At 61.0% G+C, this 16218-nt stretch carries 11 protein-coding genes and 1 pseudogene; 7 read left to right on the forward strand and 5 right to left on the reverse strand.

Annotated features, from left to right (window positions below):
* Positions 1-51 precede the first annotated feature (51 nt).
* The 3 genes from ACIP90_RS17895 to ACIP90_RS17905 all read left to right on the forward strand — a co-directional run bounded on the left by ACIP90_RS17895 (position 52) and on the right by ACIP90_RS17905 (position 2733).
* Positions 52-264: a hypothetical protein gene (locus ACIP90_RS17895; RefSeq protein WP_400580911.1), complete on the forward strand. Its 213-nt coding sequence runs from the start codon at positions 52-54 to the stop codon at positions 262-264.
* A gap of 188 nt (positions 265-452) precedes the next feature.
* Positions 453-689, forward strand: a complete 237-nt coding sequence (locus tag ACIP90_RS17900; protein ID WP_400480465.1) for a hypothetical protein — start codon at positions 453-455, stop codon at positions 687-689.
* Between the two features lie 202 nt (positions 690-891).
* Positions 892-2733 carry a MarR family transcriptional regulator gene (locus ACIP90_RS17905; RefSeq protein WP_400580981.1) on the forward strand — a complete coding sequence of 614 codons (1842 nt, stop codon included), beginning with the start codon at positions 892-894 and terminating at the stop codon, positions 2731-2733.
* Between the two features lie 185 nt (positions 2734-2918).
* Here ACIP90_RS17905 and ACIP90_RS17910 read toward each other — a convergent pair whose 3' ends face one another.
* From ACIP90_RS17910 to ACIP90_RS17925, 4 genes and pseudogenes are all read right to left on the reverse strand, one after another.
* Positions 2919-3671 carry a hypothetical protein gene (locus tag ACIP90_RS17910; RefSeq protein ID WP_400580912.1) on the reverse strand — a complete coding sequence of 251 codons (753 nt, stop codon included), beginning with the start codon at positions 3669-3671 and terminating at the stop codon, positions 2919-2921.
* On the reverse strand, positions 3668-4609 hold the full coding sequence (locus ACIP90_RS17915) for a ParA family protein (protein ID WP_400580913.1): 942 nt from the start codon (positions 4607-4609) through the stop codon (positions 3668-3670). Before ACIP90_RS17915 ends, ACIP90_RS17910 begins: the two co-directional genes overlap by 4 nt.
* Before the next feature lie 1535 nt (positions 4610-6144).
* The gene (locus ACIP90_RS17920; RefSeq protein WP_400580914.1) at positions 6145-6420 is read right to left on the reverse strand and encodes a putative immunity protein; all 276 of its coding nucleotides are present in this window, start codon (positions 6418-6420) and stop codon (positions 6145-6147) included.
* Between the two features lie 68 nt (positions 6421-6488).
* Positions 6489-6713, reverse strand: a pseudogene (locus tag ACIP90_RS17925) (putative immunity protein); the annotation flags it as partial.
* A 178-nt stretch (positions 6714-6891) separates the two neighbouring features.
* Here ACIP90_RS17925 and ACIP90_RS17930 point away from each other — a divergent pair.
* Entirely contained in the window at positions 6892-7917 is a 1026-nt protein-coding gene (locus ACIP90_RS17930) for a TIR domain-containing protein (RefSeq protein WP_400580915.1), read from the forward strand.
* Between the two features lie 898 nt (positions 7918-8815).
* Here the strand turns inward: ACIP90_RS17930 and ACIP90_RS17935 are convergent.
* Positions 8816-9520, reverse strand: coding sequence for a hypothetical protein (locus ACIP90_RS17935; protein ID WP_400580916.1), 705 nt, complete (start codon positions 9518-9520; stop codon positions 8816-8818).
* Positions 9521-10080: 560 nt separating this feature from the next.
* On the opposite strand from ACIP90_RS17935, the gene ACIP90_RS17940 reads away from it, so the two are divergent.
* The 3 genes from ACIP90_RS17940 to ACIP90_RS17950 all read left to right on the forward strand — a co-directional run bounded on the left by ACIP90_RS17940 (position 10081) and on the right by ACIP90_RS17950 (position 16202).
* On the forward strand, positions 10081-11184 hold the full coding sequence (locus ACIP90_RS17940; RefSeq protein ID WP_400580917.1) for a hypothetical protein: 1104 nt from the start codon (positions 10081-10083) through the stop codon (positions 11182-11184).
* Positions 11185-11472: 288 nt separating this feature from the next.
* Positions 11473-13629, forward strand: a complete 2157-nt coding sequence (locus ACIP90_RS17945; protein WP_400580918.1) for a site-specific DNA-methyltransferase — start codon at positions 11473-11475, stop codon at positions 13627-13629.
* Between the two features lie 8 nt (positions 13630-13637).
* Entirely contained in the window at positions 13638-16202 is a 2565-nt protein-coding gene (locus ACIP90_RS17950; protein WP_400580919.1) for a DEAD/DEAH box helicase, read from the forward strand.
* The last annotated feature ends 16 nt before the right edge of the window (positions 16203-16218 follow it).

The following is a 16218-nucleotide window of genomic DNA, read 5'->3' on the forward strand; positions in this document are numbered from 1 at the left end:
GCAGAACCTGAACATCTACAGGTTCTCTGAAACCGAAGTGAGCGTGATGACTTGAAGGAATACCGTCCACCCAAGCTGATCGGTATGAAGGCGCCACTGAACTGCCTCGTGCTTCCCTATCAGCACCACACCGTTTGGAAGGCGGCGCAGCGGTACAGCATGTCCTTCGGTGAGTATGTCGGCGCTCTGATAGACCGCGCGGAAGGACGCCCCAACAAGCTTGATGGGATGCGGCAGGGGACATGGCCTATCGAAGAGTTGTAGAACGCCAAAATGCGACACGTCACAAAGACGACACGCCCCCGTTTTCTGAAAACAAATCCCCAGAGGGCTGCTGGGCCGGTGATAGTTTCGGAGCAGTCGCAAGGGACATCTAGTTAGTCTCAGCGGCGGGCTAACAACGATGAAGCTGTAACCGTGACTGCGGGAACAAAATTCAAAGGACACAGCACATGACGGCAGTAGCAGTAAATCGAGGCGGCGGGCGCCCCAGTAAAGGCCTGCGTAAGTTCATTGGGTTCCGCTCACCGGAACCCACTGCTGACGGAATCGCCAAAGTAGCAGCTCACAAGGGCCTGACCGTTACTGAATACCTTCTGTCCGTTGTGGAACCAAAGCTGCAAGAAGACCTGGCCGCACTAGACCGCGACGACTACCAGCAGGAGCTGCCCATCCGCATCGCCTCATGACAAAAGAGAAGGCCCGCACAAGGCGGGCCTTCGAAGCTTGAGACTTACCCTCTGGATAGCTTGCCGGCGGATCAGATTGTAAGTCGTGGAGGCCAACCAAGGCCATCCTTTGTGTTGCTATGAAACCGATCTGGCAGGATCGGCCCTTTTTCATACCTCAATCCCCGAAAGGATTACCCACATCGTACATCAGCACGTCTCCGTGCTTCCAGCACGCCCAATTTCTGGCGTGTCAAAGCAACCAGACGACCCAGCCACAGTTTGGGCGGCGCTAGCACCCCTGCTTGCCGGCCAACCCCGCGTTCGACTGTCCCGCGACGCGGGCAAAACGTACCCCCAAAAACACGAGCGGAAGCTCACCGAAGCATTGCCTTCGCTGCCCGCTGCAGTCCGGATTTTTGGCAAGGACGGCACCTGCGCGGCGATCTTCCTCGACTTCGACTCCTCCGTAGCAGGTACTGACTGGGTCCAGGCCGACGTCCGCGCCGTCCAGACTTGGCTACACTCAGTCGGGGCCCGCTGGATTGAGGACTTTTCGCCGAACGGCGGCCGCCACGTCTACGTCCCACTGGCGCGGCGAGTGACCTTCTCTGAAGCGCGTGATCTTGTCGAGGCGCTCGGCACCCGGTACCGGAGCCTGGACAAGACCCCGCACCAGAACTTGCTCCACGGCTGCATGCGAACTCCCGGCTCACCGCACAAGCGCGGCGGCCACCAGGAACTGGCGATGAGCCTGTCCATGGCCTACGACATCGCCCGCCGGCCCAATAGCGCCGCTGTCTGGGCGGCCATGACCAACGACCTGGCCGCCGAGATCAAGGCAGTCAGGGCACTGCGGCTGGAGGAAACTTTCACTCCGACAACCTCCGATGTGCCTGTGGTTGAGCAGCCGGTGGGCCGCATGTCCCGAACCATGCAGGTGTTGGCCCAGACCGGCATGTACGACACCAACCGGTATGCCTCTGATTCCGAGGCTCGCCAGGCGGTCATCCTCAGTGCCGCGACCGCCGGCTTGGAGTTGGTGGATGTGAAGCGCCGGATGCTGCAGGGAACCTGGCCTGGACTGGCCTCCTTCTACGCCCGCTATGCAGCCCGCCACCGCTTCTCATCACTGCGGCGCGACTGGATGAACGCCCTCAGCTACTTGAGCAAAAAGACGGTCCAGACCGACCGGAATGACAATGTCCGCAGATCCCCCACAAGCCAGCCAAATACACAGGCGGCAGAGGTAAAGGGGATTCGTCCAATTTCAAATCCCGATGCAGAGCATCGGTTCATTCGGACTTGGCGAAACGCCTTGCGCATACGGGAGGTGAACTACCAACAATCCAGGACTGGTATGGCGCGGCGGATGGTTCTTAGGGCATTAGGGGAGGCAGCCCACATGACCGGATCTCGGTTCATTGAATTCGGTGTTCGGTCCATTGCCGTGGCCACGGGTCTTGACCACACTACTGTTGGCCTGCACTTGAGGCAGTTGCGGGCGGAGAAGGAGCCCTTGGTTACCCTCGTTGAAGAAGCTAGGGGAACCAAAGGCGATCTCTACATGTTGACCGTTCCCGAAGAGTTGAAAGGTGCCGCCGAGGATGTTGCCTGGCAGAAAGGGAAAATTTACGCCCTGCGTCCTGTTTTCCGGGAACTGGGGCTGCCGGCGGCGTTCGTCTTCGAAGCGCTGGAGCACGCCCCTGGGATGCTGACCGTCGAGATTGTGCGGCTCACTCGGCTGTCTCGTTCCGCCGTACACGAAGCTCTGGAAGTCCTTAGCGCCTGGAACCTGGTTGTTCGCAGTCCCAATAGGGACTGGTCAATCGTAGCCGGCACCTCGCTGGGACAACTCGCCGAACAATTTGGGGTCCTGGAAGCAGTGGCCCTCCAGTTACAGCGTTACCGCAACGACCGGATCATCTGGCGGGAATGGCTCGCTAAGAACGTCAACACCGTTCCGGAGCTGCTCTCTCCCGGTGAAGACTATCCCTGGGAGATATTCGAGGGGCCACCCGATGAATGGTCACTGTCTGACATGGCCTTCAACAGAACTGGATGAGGGTCAGCGCCAAAGCCGTCAGTTGTGAGTCCACTCCCCCAAGACTGCCCATCCTGCCGGGTGGGGATGTGGCTGTCCACCGCATCCCCACCCCGGTTAACTTGGCACGCTCCGTCTTCGTGCCATAAGTCATGCCATAAGCACTACGGGAAGACAAACGTTGCTTGTCCCAAGGAGGTCCAGCATCACTCCCTAGCAGTCTGTACCGCCTGGATATAAAGCTTGAGGACGGCCGAGACGAGCGCGCTGCGTGACGGTGCGTCGAACTCGGTGACCTTCTCATCCAGCCAGGCAACCTGCAGCCCGTCGAGGCGCAGCTGGATCTGAATGCCGGCCTCCCCCCGTTTTCGCGGTGCGCGGCGGGGCATGCCGGAACTGGTCAACGTTGTCTCGGAAGTGAACTCCTTGGCGATTTGCTTGTCATCGACGGCTTCAAAGGCGTCAACCAACAGCTCTGCGTAGGTGGTCCGCTCTTGATAGACGGCATCCTTGACCTGGGCCAGGAGCCCCGGCGGCAGGTACACTCCGACGTTGCGAAGCGCCCCGGGAACGAGCTCGGAGGCTTTGGGTGCGTTAGCTGCCCGCTTGGTAGCAGGCTGCTGCCGCGTGGTGGCTTTTGGGGCTTTGACGGATGTGGGCGTTGGCTCCTCCTGCTCCCCTGCCACCTCAAGGGGCGCCGTCTCGACAGGTGCCTCCTCAGCGGCGTGCTTCTTCGCCTGCGGCTGCTCAGTAGGTACCTGCGTATCAGCGGGGTCGGATGCTGCTGGTGGCGGCACCTGGGCAAGTTCCCGGGCAAGTACCTCCGCGGACTCCCCGGTTTCGGGTTCCGGGGCAGGGGCGCCCCTGCCCCGTTTCGGAGCCAGCAATCCCTGCAGTGTTGTACCGCGGGCAGGCGCTACAGGTGCGAATGCCCCGGCGAGGTTCTGTCGGCCGCTCATGCCTGGTTCTCGCTTTCGATCTCGTTCAGTCGGGCGAGGATCTCGCCGGTCAGCTGCTCGTATTCTTCAGCCAGTCCCCCGGCATTGCGCGAGAAGAAACCGTCCGCCGGCTTCTCCCCCGCCCGGAGCGCCTTTAGGCGGTTCTTCTGAGCGTCGGTGACGGCACCTTCAAGTTCGTGGAAGAGTAGGCCCTTGCGGCGGGCGTCGGCGCTTGCGCTCTCCAGGTTCCTGATGCGGGTTTCGAAGACCGGGGCGACGGTGCCGAGCATCTCTTCCAAGGTGTCTCGGACGCTGCGTTCCAAGCGCAGGGAGCGCGGCCCGACACCGAATAGGACGACGCCCGCCAACTGCAGGGACGGGTTTCGGTCACGTACCGCCATGAAGCGGCGCGCGATGCGTTCGACACCGTCGATGCTCGCATCATCTGAGCGGGTAGGAATGACGACGGCGCTGGAGATCGCGAAGGCGCCTTCTACGAGGATCCGCTCCCCCGGCGGGGTGTCGATCAGGATCAAGTCGTAATCGTCTGCCAGTGGGGCCAGGACGGCGTAGAGCATGTCGCCGAAGTCGCCGGCGTCGGAGCGGCTGGAGCGGGACACCATGAGGCCCTGGATGTCTTCGAGGTCCTGGCCGCCGGGGATGACGTCAAGGTTTTCCCTCACGTCGCGCAGGATCATCGGCGTGGTGCCGGCGATAAGGGCCTGGAAGAATTCCCTGCCCGTTTGCCGCTCGTATCCGAGGTCGCGGGCCAGGTCGCCCTGCGGGTCAAGGTCGATCAGCAGCACGCGGGAGCCGGCCAGCGCTACGTACCCGCCAACGTTGGCTGCGGTGGTCGTCTTGCCGACTCCGCCTTTGCCATTCGCCAAGGAGACAACACGGTCAATGGCCTGCGTCGCCTGAGGTTTCGCGGGGACGGGGGTTTGCAGTGATCGTGCCATCGGGCGCTAACTCTCCTACTTGGTGGGTCATGTGTTGTCCTGCTCTCAACGCTATGTGGACTTCCCCCTGAATACTGGCAATGACACGCATTAGACGAGGCGCGTGGCGTTGAGCAGGGTAGCTTACAGGTTTACCTATTTGCTTTCCTGCGTGGCTTATGGCGCGGTCTGATGTCTGCACTAACACAAGTCAACGCGCAGGATTTTCTCCCGGAGAACATATTTGATTCGCTGTTGAGCGTCCAATTTTGATGTCAGTAAAATGGATGGCTTTTCCTCACATGATGCTGCTTGTCGCAAGCCAAACATGGAATCTTACCTTTGATCACGCAGGCCCTATGGCCGGAAGGTACATCGGATATCTAACCAACCGTCTGCTTTGTATTCCAACAGGATCTATGGCATGGCTTATGGCATGAACTATTGTTTTATGGGACATGGTCGATGGCGTTCCCTTGGCTGTCCTATTACGACAATGTCTCTGGAAGACGAAAAACCTGAAGCGCTTGGAGCGATAGGGTTCTGATCCGCCTCAGTGTATGTACATCCTGTCAGTAGATACATCGCCATCCGCTGGTCATCGGCGCGAGGGCACGGTCAGGCGGCTGTTCTTTTCCCGTCAGCGGCTGGCCTTGCCGCCCTACTGGGGATGACGTTGTTCAAGCTGGCTTCCTTTGCTGCTGTCAATTTTCCGGCCACGTAGTGTATGCGATGGGTGTGCGGCCACGCCGAGGATCCGTTCTTCCCGGACCAGCCGCCTGATAGCCGACGACCTCAGCCAGGCGCTGCTTCCACCGGACGGCGTCGGCAGCACGCTTAGTCGGTAGTCCCGCCAACGGGGTGTCCAGGCGGTGGCGTACGGCGGGGGAGAGGGTGCCGTTGGCGGCGTCTTTGCGGCGGCCGGGCAGCCACTCCGCCATGGTTTGTGCGTTGCGGCGCATCAGCTGTCGCCGGGGCTGCGCCGCTCTCTTCAGTTCGGCGATGCGCAACCGCACGAAGATGATGGCCCAGCACCAGTGCGTAGATCGGCGCCAAGACGGCCACCGCGATCATGAAGATGGCGTACGGGATGCCACGATGCCGAAGGCTGGACTCAGACCCATTACTGCCCCCCCAAATGGTTGTTGTCCCTAGGCTACGTGAGGGGCTCAACCAGACCGAAATGTCATCCCAGTGCTAGCTTCTGGCTCTTTGGCCGTCGAGGACCAGCGAGGCGATGTCCAGGAGCAGACTCCGTCTAAGACAGAGGCCGCCCGGCAGTTGCGCGGCCAGGGAAAAACTCTGAAGGAGACAGCCCAGATACTCAGTGTCAGCGTTTCTTCGTTGACTCGGGCCCTTAGCCTGAATGACGTCCCAGAAGTCGCAACCGCAGCTTCATAGCGAGCCGCTACTTTTGGAATAACTTCTGGGATACCAAGATTACGGAACCCGGCGTCCGTGCGGTTAGCGGTGCATGCCCCAGTTCAAAGGAAATGGGACAACGTGGGGAAGGGGGAAACCGATGCCTCCGACTGGCCGCAACGGGGCCCCGCCCTTCAACAGTCAAACACCGACCAGCAGATGTCGTTCCGCAACCGCTGGTCATCGAGCACGAGCTCGCGAATCGCCGGCGGGAGTTGGTCGCGCTGCCATTGGCACTCGAGTTGCCGCGCGGCATCGCTCTGGTCCTCAGGCGCGGCGGCACACGCGGCCTTAATCGCGTAGGCGGCCGCACCGAGTTCGTGGGCGGCGACGTGTGCGACGGCTCCCGCCTGGCCAGCAGCGTACGCGGCATACCGTGCTGCCCCACGCAGGTCTCTGGCCGCGCCCATTGCATGCCCGCCGCCGCACGTGCTTGCATCATCTTGACCTCGCCACGCACCCAGGCCCGGGCGTGCTCGATCGCTTCACGTGGCCGTGGGTCCTCAGGCTGAACAGACTCGAACAGGTGAAGGACGTGCTCCGCGCACGACGCCGCCCAAAGAGCGAGCAGATGATGATCCGAATCAGTAAGGGTCCCACCGCGACGAAGGGTGATGAAGCGAGGGTCCCGAGCTTTCGGGAGGATCATGTTTGGGTGCTCCTTCGCATCTTCAACCGTAGCGTCCCAGCAGCTGGCCGTCATCAGACTGCGCTGGGGGAGTGTCCCACCGAGGGTGTCCCCGTTTCAAGGAACTGGGACATAATGGATGGCGGGCTGGCCCTCCGCTTGCGGAGGCGTTCCCGTGTCCCGACCATTCAGCGAAGAAGCCGAGTGGCCGCTATATTTTGGGTACACATAGTTACAAAGATCGGGGCGGGAAGTGGCTGAGGCCGATGGGTTGGTCGCTGCTTTCAGCGAGTACGCAGCAGCCAATTGGGGTGCGACAGAGTGGAGGAAGATGGGTCGTGGCAGTGGAACTGCTGACATCCTAAACAATCATCCGCGTCTATATCGCTCGCTCGACTTCGGAGACGACGACTACGATCAGTGCGTTTGGGACGTAGTTCCCGATGTTCTACGCGAGGGCGCAGGGCCGTCCATTCAGGAGAAGTTAGCTCTCGTTGCTGACTTCATTCCCGATCTTGTGTCTTGGGCGCACGCGCAAGCCACTCATCGAACTCGCAAGAGATTCATTCAGACATTGAAGTATGCAGAACATCGACTGCCACCGGAATGGCAGGAGGATGCTCGGTTACTGCTCGAACACCCAGTGGCGAACTCTGTGATCCACAAGTCACCACAAATTGCAGCTGGGCCCTCGGACGCGTCGGCATGGGGATCCCTTTCGGTATCTGCCACGCCCGTTACTGGGGACGGGTGGCCGTCGCCCGCAGGTCCGATTGCCACAGATGGGTGGCCCGGTGCCGCTGCCGCTGTTGCCAAGCAAGTCAGGAAGGTACCGGACATCGATTCGCCGCAAAACATCTTTCTCGTCCATGGCCGCGATTTTGCCGCTGTAAACGACGTAAAGGTTCGAGTCCACGAACTAACCGGTGTCATGCCCCAGATCCTTGCTGACCAAGCAGGCAGGAGCGACACCATCATTGAGAAGTTTGAACGGCGGGCCAATGAGTCTGACTACGCCATTGTGCTTCTGACACCAGACGATGAGGGACGATTGATCGGCTCCGATGGCGAACTCCATCCCAGGGCCCGGCAAAATGTGATTCTTGAACTAGGGTATTTTTTCGGCAAGCTTGGGCGCAGGAGGGTTGTCGTTCTTAACAAGGGCGTTGAGCAGCCTTCTGACGTTCACGGGCTCAATTACATCTCGTATGGCTCGGTCACGTGGCTAGAGGATTTGCGCAAGGAGCTGAAGGCTGCGGGATTCGCCATTCGCTCTTAGTGTCTCAGGAAGCCCTAACGCTACTTATCCCACGGGTGGCGTTTCTCCCCAGGTGCGAGTCGTCCCGCCTCCAAGGAAGTGCGACAGCCTCATTGAGCCATATACAGCCGACAGAGGTCAGAGAATGGATAGGGGTCAAGAGCCGCGTTACGTTCGAAGTGCAGGGGCCTTTGTGGTGTTCAGGCATTCTTTTTGACTGTCCTGTCAAACTTTGCGGAGCTGGAATAGACTCCGGCCTGGTCGTTGCAAGGCCGGAGATTTGCCGGCCGGCCAGGAGTGCGTTACATCGCCAGAGACGTCCCGCACTTCGAACAGTAGATCCCACTCAGCGTGCAGTCACGACCGCACGGGCTCCAGTCCCGGCAGCGGTGACACTCCGCGCGGCTATTCTCGGTTGCAGCAGGGGTCCAGCACGTGTTGCAAAGCCAGGAACCATCACTCTTCTTGAGGGCGCGCGCCCTGTCATCCCAGCGGAAATGGAAGGCACCTTTGACGGTGTACCCGCCGCCGGCGGTTCGCACTGTACCCGGGTGGAGGATGCGAGAATTGTAGTCCGCTGTCATCTGGTCAAGGTTCCCGCGTTGCTCGCGGTAGCTTGCCAGCGCAGCTTCTAGGTCGGTTTCATCAACCATCCACTGCCGTCCCTGCTTGACTGCCGCGACGAAGTGATTGCTGAGCGAGACTCTGCCGTTGCGGAGCGCCTGTTGCCGGTACCAGTCGTAGGCATTCTGCCAAGCGCGCGGTTCTTGCTGGAAGCGATCTACCGCATCCTTAAGGGGTATAAGCACGGGAATGACTCTACTGCGTGCGTAGCTTGGGAGTGAGGTTGCCCTCCGGTTCCACGCGCTCAATCTTTTGTCCGGCTGGTAAGGGTCCGGGCTGGCCTGTCCTCCAAGTTCTAAGAAAAGCAACCCGGGTAGCCCTCTTTGAAAGTCGCTATGTCTGCGGCGGACAGCGTTCCGTCCGGTTGGAACGGGATGGTCGCGGACGCGCAGGATAGCTGCGCCTCGTCGGTCGCGTTGCCTTTATTGGTCGAGACGCAGAGGTCAGCGCTTATGTCGCCGCCGTCCTGAACGGTCCCGCCGAGCGGAGCACAAACTTTCTGTTCTCTGGCAAGACGGTCCGCCTTGTCCTGCGCTGCCTTGGCCGATGCCTGGGCCTCCGCTGCGGCCTCGGAGGCTTCCGCCTGCGCTGATGCTGCGGTTGATGCCTGCGCTGCCTCCCGCTTGGAGATGGCCGCGTCGCATCGCTCAATAGCCTGGTCGGCAATGGCGCGTGCCCGGGGGAGCGAGACGCCCACATGCTGCGAGAAGGCGGTGTCTAGTTTCGGATCCCCCTGGTTATCGCCGGTCGCGAGGTAGCGGAGGATCTTGCTTCCGAAATCGCATTGGTTGTGGACCGCCTGAATGAGCCCGGCGGAAGTGGAACTGGGATCTGCTGTTGCACCCACCACACCGGGATCGGCCGTTGTGTTTTGTCTGGCGGTCGGGGGCGTGGTGCCCTCATTTTCGGGGGTGGCGGAACAACCAGTTAAGAACACCGCAGCCACAACTACTCCGACTAGCGCGGTGAGCCGCGGCTTGGCATCGCTTGGATGCTCCATGGTCGTCCCCCTCAGATAAGACACGCTATGAGCATAGGTCCTGACATGGGACTGCTTGACGGGACCTGGTGCCAGTGTAGGGAAAGTAGGCGGCAAACGTTCATCCGGACTCTGACCCTCCCACCGGTCCTTGTGTATACGCCTCGTGGTCCACGCCCCTACGCATGCCACCAAGGAGTGCTAGGCCGGCGATCATGTCCGGTAAGGGGAGGTCCATGCCCTTCATCCTTCCATCTAGCCCGTGCTTGGCCGCTCAGTCCCCTTCCTTTGTTTGTTGGAAATCATCTTGCGCCTCTGCTTCAGCACTTCCGGGGGGACTTTTTCCCATTTGTGCGTGAACGTGTTGACCCGAGGGCGACCAATCCAGAGGCCAACTGATGAGCACACAAGACCTCGTCTGACAATCACGAACCGGTTGTGCAGGCGAGGAAGAAAATCTGTGCAGACGACTTGGAAAATGACAGCCACGCCAATAGACGACTTTGCAGTTTCGTATTTCGTTTTCGTATTTCATTACGTTTCGTATTCTGTTCACTAACGAAACACGATAGGGTGAAGACATGAGTGAGAACATCGTCGAAGAGCGCACCTGTCGGTACCCGGGGTGCCAGCGTCCCGCCATGGTGTCCGAGGGCGGTACCGGCCGGCCTCCGGAGTATTGCGACGACCCCTCCCATAACCGGGCCGCCGCCTGGCGGGCACGACAGAGGCTCAACGACCCCGTGCACGCCGCGGAGACTCGCCCGGTGGATGCCGCCCGCCAGAGGGCAAGCGAGATCACTGGGCAGGTGACCGGCATGATAGAGCACCTTGGGCAGCAGCTGACGGCGCTTGTCGACGAGCTGCGCACGGTTGGTGACCCCGAGGCGACAGAGGCCCAGATCGAGTCGGTGGCGAGCGAGGCCGCCGAGCAAGTCGCCGGCGCGAATGCGCGGGCCACCCGTGCAGAACAAGCTCAGCGCCGGGCCGAGGCCGAAAGGGACGAGGCCGATGCTGCAGCCGAGGAAGCAACACGCAAGAGTGAAGAACTAGCCGAGAACCTGGCCGGCCTCCAAGCCGAGCTGGAGACCGCACGCGGGAGCGGTGAGCAGCTTGCCTCAGAGCTCTCCCAGGTTCAGGCGGCTGCCGCGGCCGACCGGGAGCAGGCTCAGGCCGAAGCTGCGGAGCTGAGGGCGGACATTGAGTCCGCACGGGCGCAGCTGAGGCAGCTCCAGCAGGAGCGTGATGCAGTGGTCAAACGGGCCGAGGCTGAGGAGCAAGCCCGGGCCGAGGCCGAGCGGCGTGCTGGCGCGGCCGAGAGCCGCGCCCAAGCGGAGGCGGAGCGTGCCAGTCGCAGCGAAGCAACGATCGAGGAGATGCAGGGCCAGCTTGCGACTTCCCGAGCCGAACTGGACCGTGCCCGTGAGGTGGCAGCCGACATGCGCGGCAACCTGGCAACGTTGACCGCCGAGCGCGAGGCCGCCAGAGCAAACGTGGAGCTTGAACGCGCCCATGGAGAGCAACGCATCAAAGACCTCCACGACACCTACGGCCGTCAAATCGACCAACTGCGCCAGGAAATAGCCCAGGCCCGTGAAACACCGACCAAGGAACGCCGAACCTCTCGCCCGCGAACAGCAGGAGAAGGACAAGACGCGACCGTGCAACCCGCCAAGCCGCTTTAGAGGCTGACGCATGCCTGGGCGGGGGCAGCGCAACGGTCCCAGCTGTGGGCCAGATAGAGTAGTGAGGCCGCACCGCTGTTCGACCGGGCGCTCCTACACGGACTTCCGCGAGGCGGAGCGGTCTGGTCGTGGAGGGTCCTCCCGAGGCATGCGTCTGCAGCACGAGATGTGCGTGCCGCATCGGTGTCGTGACCGGCGCGGTCGAGATGCATCTGGTGGACTTGGGATCGATCGGTCTCATCCTAGAACTGCGGGGTTAGGTCGACTCATTGCTGACGAAAGGTACTCATGGCGAACACGCTTAGTCTGCTGCTCGACCGAGTGCGCTCGCTCGACCCAGAGCTTGCCAAGAGGATCGGTGACGAGATCGACCGACGCAGCAAGGGCGTCGGACTCGTCTTCGAGCACCACGAGCCAGAGGCTGTCGCACTGCCGAGCCTGGCGGTCAAGGAGCACACACGGGTCGCTATCTTGCCACCGCGGGGAGTCCACGCAGAAGCTCTTGCAACGAGCCGCAAGAAGGCGGATCGCGATTCCGTGAACCCCCTATGGGGAACGGTCTGGACCGTCGAGTCTGTCGGCGTGGCGACCGCGACACTCGTGAATGGGCCCAAAGACTCGCCGGCTTCGCTCGACTGGCCGATTGACGATCTGATCGTCATGGCTGAGTTCCGGTATCCGATCTACCCCGGGCTCGTCTCCACTGGGAAGGTCGAGCGGGGCTTCGACAAGCCGTTCCACACGGTGATCAACGGGGAGAACTTCCACGCGCTGGAGATGCTCACCTATACCCATCCGGGGCAGATCGATGCCATCTACATTGATCCGCCCTATAACACGCGAGCACGGGACTGGAAGTACAACAACGACTACGTCGACCCGGACGACGACGACAAGCACTCGAAGTGGCTCGCTTTCATGGAACGGCGGTTAAAGCTTGCCCAAAAGCTGCTCAACCCGGACGACTCGGTGCTCATCGTAACGATCGATGAGAACGAGCACGCCCGGCTGTCCTTACTCCTTGAGCAGATGTTCCCCGAAGCACGGATCAACAACGTCGTTGTGACCATCAACCCGAAGGGGACGCCGGACAACGGATTCGGACGCGTCGAGGAATTCGTCATATTCGTGGCCTTCGGGGCAGCCTCGCCGCGGCCCGTTCTCGACCCGATGTTTGGGAAGAGTCCCGATCTCAAAAGCACTCGTGTACGGTGGCGCGGCCTTACGCGAACAGGCGCTAACGGAGTGCGCTCCAAGTCCCCGGGAGCTTACTACCCGATCTTCATTGACCAGGAGACCGGATTCATCGCCGGAGCAGGAGAAGTTCCCTCAGACGATGACAACGGGGAGGCAGTGGTGCCGCCGTCCGGCACAGTAGCTGTCTGGCCCACTCCCCGCCCTGACGGGACGCCAGGACGATGGTCCGTGGTCAAGGCAAAGTTCGAGCAGTTGCTCGAGATAGGGGCAGTGCGGACGGGCCAAGTCAACTTCGACAAAAACGAGTTCCCGCTGTGGTACCTGACAGACCCCAACCTCGCCCTCGTCAAAGCCGGCGAGATGGTCGTGACGGGCCGCCGGGACGATCGGTCGATGATTGTCGAGTACGCCGCCGCTGCATCGAAGAGGACCTATCCCCGCACCGTATGGACCCGAGCTGCGCATAGTGCCAGCGAGCACGGATCGGGTTTGTTGACCAGCCTGCTGAAATCTCGTCCCTTCCCCTATCCGAAGTCCCTCTACGCCGTCGAGGACGCACTACGACTCTTCGTCGGGGGAAAGCCGGATGCGGTAGTCCTGGACTTCTTCGCAGGCTCGGGTACCACCGCCCATGCAGTCATGCGCCTGAACAAGCAGGACGGGGGCCGGCGCCAAAGCATCTCGGTAACGAACAATGAGGTATCCGCCGAAGAACAGGTCCGTCTGCGCTCAGCTGATCTCCGTCCGGGCGACCCTGATTGGGAGCAATGGGGCATATGCGAATACATCACCAAACCAAGGATCACCGCTGCCATCGTCGGTGAGACCCCGACTGGTGAACCAATCGAGGGGGATTACAAGTTCACCGACGAGTTCCCCATGTCGGAAGGGTTTAAGGAGAACGCAGAGTTCTTCACGCTGACGTACGGTGACCCTGACGCGATCGAAGTCGGGGAAGCGTTCGAGGCTATCGCACCCCTGCTATGGATGAAAGCTGGCTCGCGGGGGCAGAGGATCGAGTCGATCCCCGACGAAGGCTACGTCGTTTCTGAGACCTACGCCATCCTTTTCGACCTCGATCAGCACCGGAAGTTCACCGAGGCGCTCGAAGCCGCACAGGATGTGAACAGAGCGTTCATCATTACCGACTACGAGACCGAGTATGCGCGAGTCGCCTCTACCCTCCCGCCGGGGGTCGAGTCCGAACGGCTGTACAGATCGTACTTGTCCAACTTTGAGATCATCTGAGGACCTCCTTGAAACTGCCACTGATCCCGTTCCAGACCACCGCCGTTTCCCAGGTCATCGAAGTCCTCAACGCAGCCACAAAGAGCTGGGAGGCCACACGAGAGCTGAGCAAACCTGCCACCGCGGCGTTCGCTCTGTCGTCCGTGACCGGCTCGGGCAAGACGGTCATCGCGGCCACTGTCATCGAGGCGTTGCTCAGTGGCTCCGAGACCTTCAACGTGAACCCAGTGCAGGGGGCCACGGTTCTGTGGTTGAACTACGACCCTGCGCTCAACACGCAGACGAAGAGCGTGTTCACTAAGTTCGCCGAACGCATCCCTGTCAGTGACGTTGAGATCATTGGTAACACCTTCAACCTGGACAAGCTGGAGGCCGGGAAGGTCTATTTCCTCAGCCTTGGACTCCTCGGAGTGAACGGGAAGCTGACGAAGCCGAACGACGGCCGGCCCTTCACATTCTGGGACACGCTTCGGAACACATCCACCGCCGACGACCGTGTGCTCTACGTGGTGGTGGATGAGGCTCACGTGGGCATGAAGTCAGTCGTGTCAGAGGACAACCAGTCGTTGCTGCAGCGGGTCATTAGGGGTGACGGTTCGCGGCCGGGTCCGCCGATCGTCTGGGGAATCAGTGCCACACCGAAGCGGTTCCGGGAGAGCATCAACAAGATGTTGCCCGCCGCCGGCGGCGAGGACGTATGGATCGACCCTGCCGATGTTCGGGACTCTGGCCTACTGAAGCAGACGATCGCGCTTGCACTGCCCGGTGAGCAAGAGAAGATGTGGACGACCCTTCTCGGCGAGGCGATCAATGACCTGAATGCCTCGACGGAGGCCTGGGCCGAGTACTGCAAGGAGGTCGATCGGCCCGAGCCGGTTGTCCCACTGATCGTGGTCCAGTTGCCTGATCGCAGCGACGCCGCTGACACAACGTCTGAGGACCGGCTCATCTCGGAGATCGCGGCTCGCCTGTCGACCGACCTGGCCGATTTCACTGAAGACTGCGTAGCTCATGTGCTCGGCGATCGAGGAACGATCGAGACCAAGGTGTGCGAGATCCCCAAGGTCGAACCCGATTCCGTCAGCGATGACGTCACGATCCGGGTCCTCTTCGCGAAGGAGTCGATCAGCGCTGGCTGGGACTGCCCCCGAGCTGAGGTGCTCTTCAGCCTTCGCACCATCAATGATGACACTGCCATTACGCAGATGCTGGGGCGGATGGTGCGGAACCCCCTCGCGAAGACCACTGAAGTGGAGCGACTCGACATGGTCTCCTGCTATGTCCCGCACTTCAACGCCCAGACGGCGAAGAACGTGGTGGATATCCTGACCGGGGACCGGGAGCCGGATGGGCGCGACAAGAGCAAGAGCACCGTGAACATCAATGCAAAGATGTTCGGATTCAACCCCAACGTGCCTCAGGAGCTGCGGGAAGTTATCGCAGCGCTTCCGTCTGTCCTGCCGCCTCAGGGCAAGGGCCGACCAGTCTCTCGGTTGAAGACCATGACGTCGCTGCTGAACACGCACGGGATCGGTAGCGATCCCGTGAAGAAGTCCCAGGCGGACCTCTGCAAGCTGCTCGATGGCAAGCAGACCCAGTACTCGACCAAGGTTGCTGCAGCCAAGAAAGATGTACTCACGGCGGAAATCAAGGTGATCCAGAAAGGATTCGGGACGGAATCCACGGAGGACAATCGTCAGGTCCAGGCTGACCTCCGAACGGTCCGGTTCACTTTCAACGACTCGAACCGTGCTCTTTCGGGGATGGGGGCTACGTATTACAAGCACCTCCGACAAGCGGCTCGCCAGGCTGGCCTGCCGATCAACGAGCTTGACCTCAGAGCTCAGGTTGCAGCGGTCGGACGCGTCCCGGAGATCGTCAAAGATCTGGAAACGTTCTGCGAGGAGTACGTCGTCAGACTCTTCCAGCAGTACCAGGACGACATCAATCTGCTCAGCAAGGAAGCCCAGACCGACTTCACGGGGGTTCGGAAGCAGGCGGCCGACCCCCAGGACGCTCGGATCGAGTTCAAGACGGAGAAGTCCTACGGGACGACGACAATCGAAGGCAAGCCGCTGCCAAAGGTGTCGAAGCATGCCTATGCAGACGATGATGGTCTCTGGCCGATCGAGGAGAAGCTGGTCAAAAACACGTGGGAGTCCACTGTCCTGGCCCGCGAGGTGGCTCGTGATGCAGTGGTGGCCTGGTACAGGAACCCGTCCTCTGCGAGCTCCGATGCGTTCCGGATCGCCTTCGAGACAGACGATCGGTGGCGGACCTTCCAGCCGGACTTCATCTTCGTCGAGCAGACGGCTGACGGTCCCAAGCTGGCGATCATCGACCCGCACTACACGCTGGACAAGGACGCGCTTCCCCACATACAAGCTCTGGCTCGTTATGCGGAGGAACATCCCGACCTTCTGACCCGCGTCGATTCTCTGGCGGACCCGAAGAACTCGGGAAGCCTCCGGCGGCTCCGACTGACTGACCCTGTGGTCCGCGAGAAGGTAGCAGAGGCAACGAGTGCCAACGTCCTCTACGCCTCCGATGCTGCCGAGGATTACATCCTCTAGCCAAGGCGTCCTCTCT

Origin of the sequence: Arthrobacter sp. NPDC093139 (assembly GCF_044754165.1) — a bacterium.
Taxonomy (GTDB): domain Bacteria; phylum Actinomycetota; class Actinomycetes; order Actinomycetales; family Micrococcaceae; genus Arthrobacter.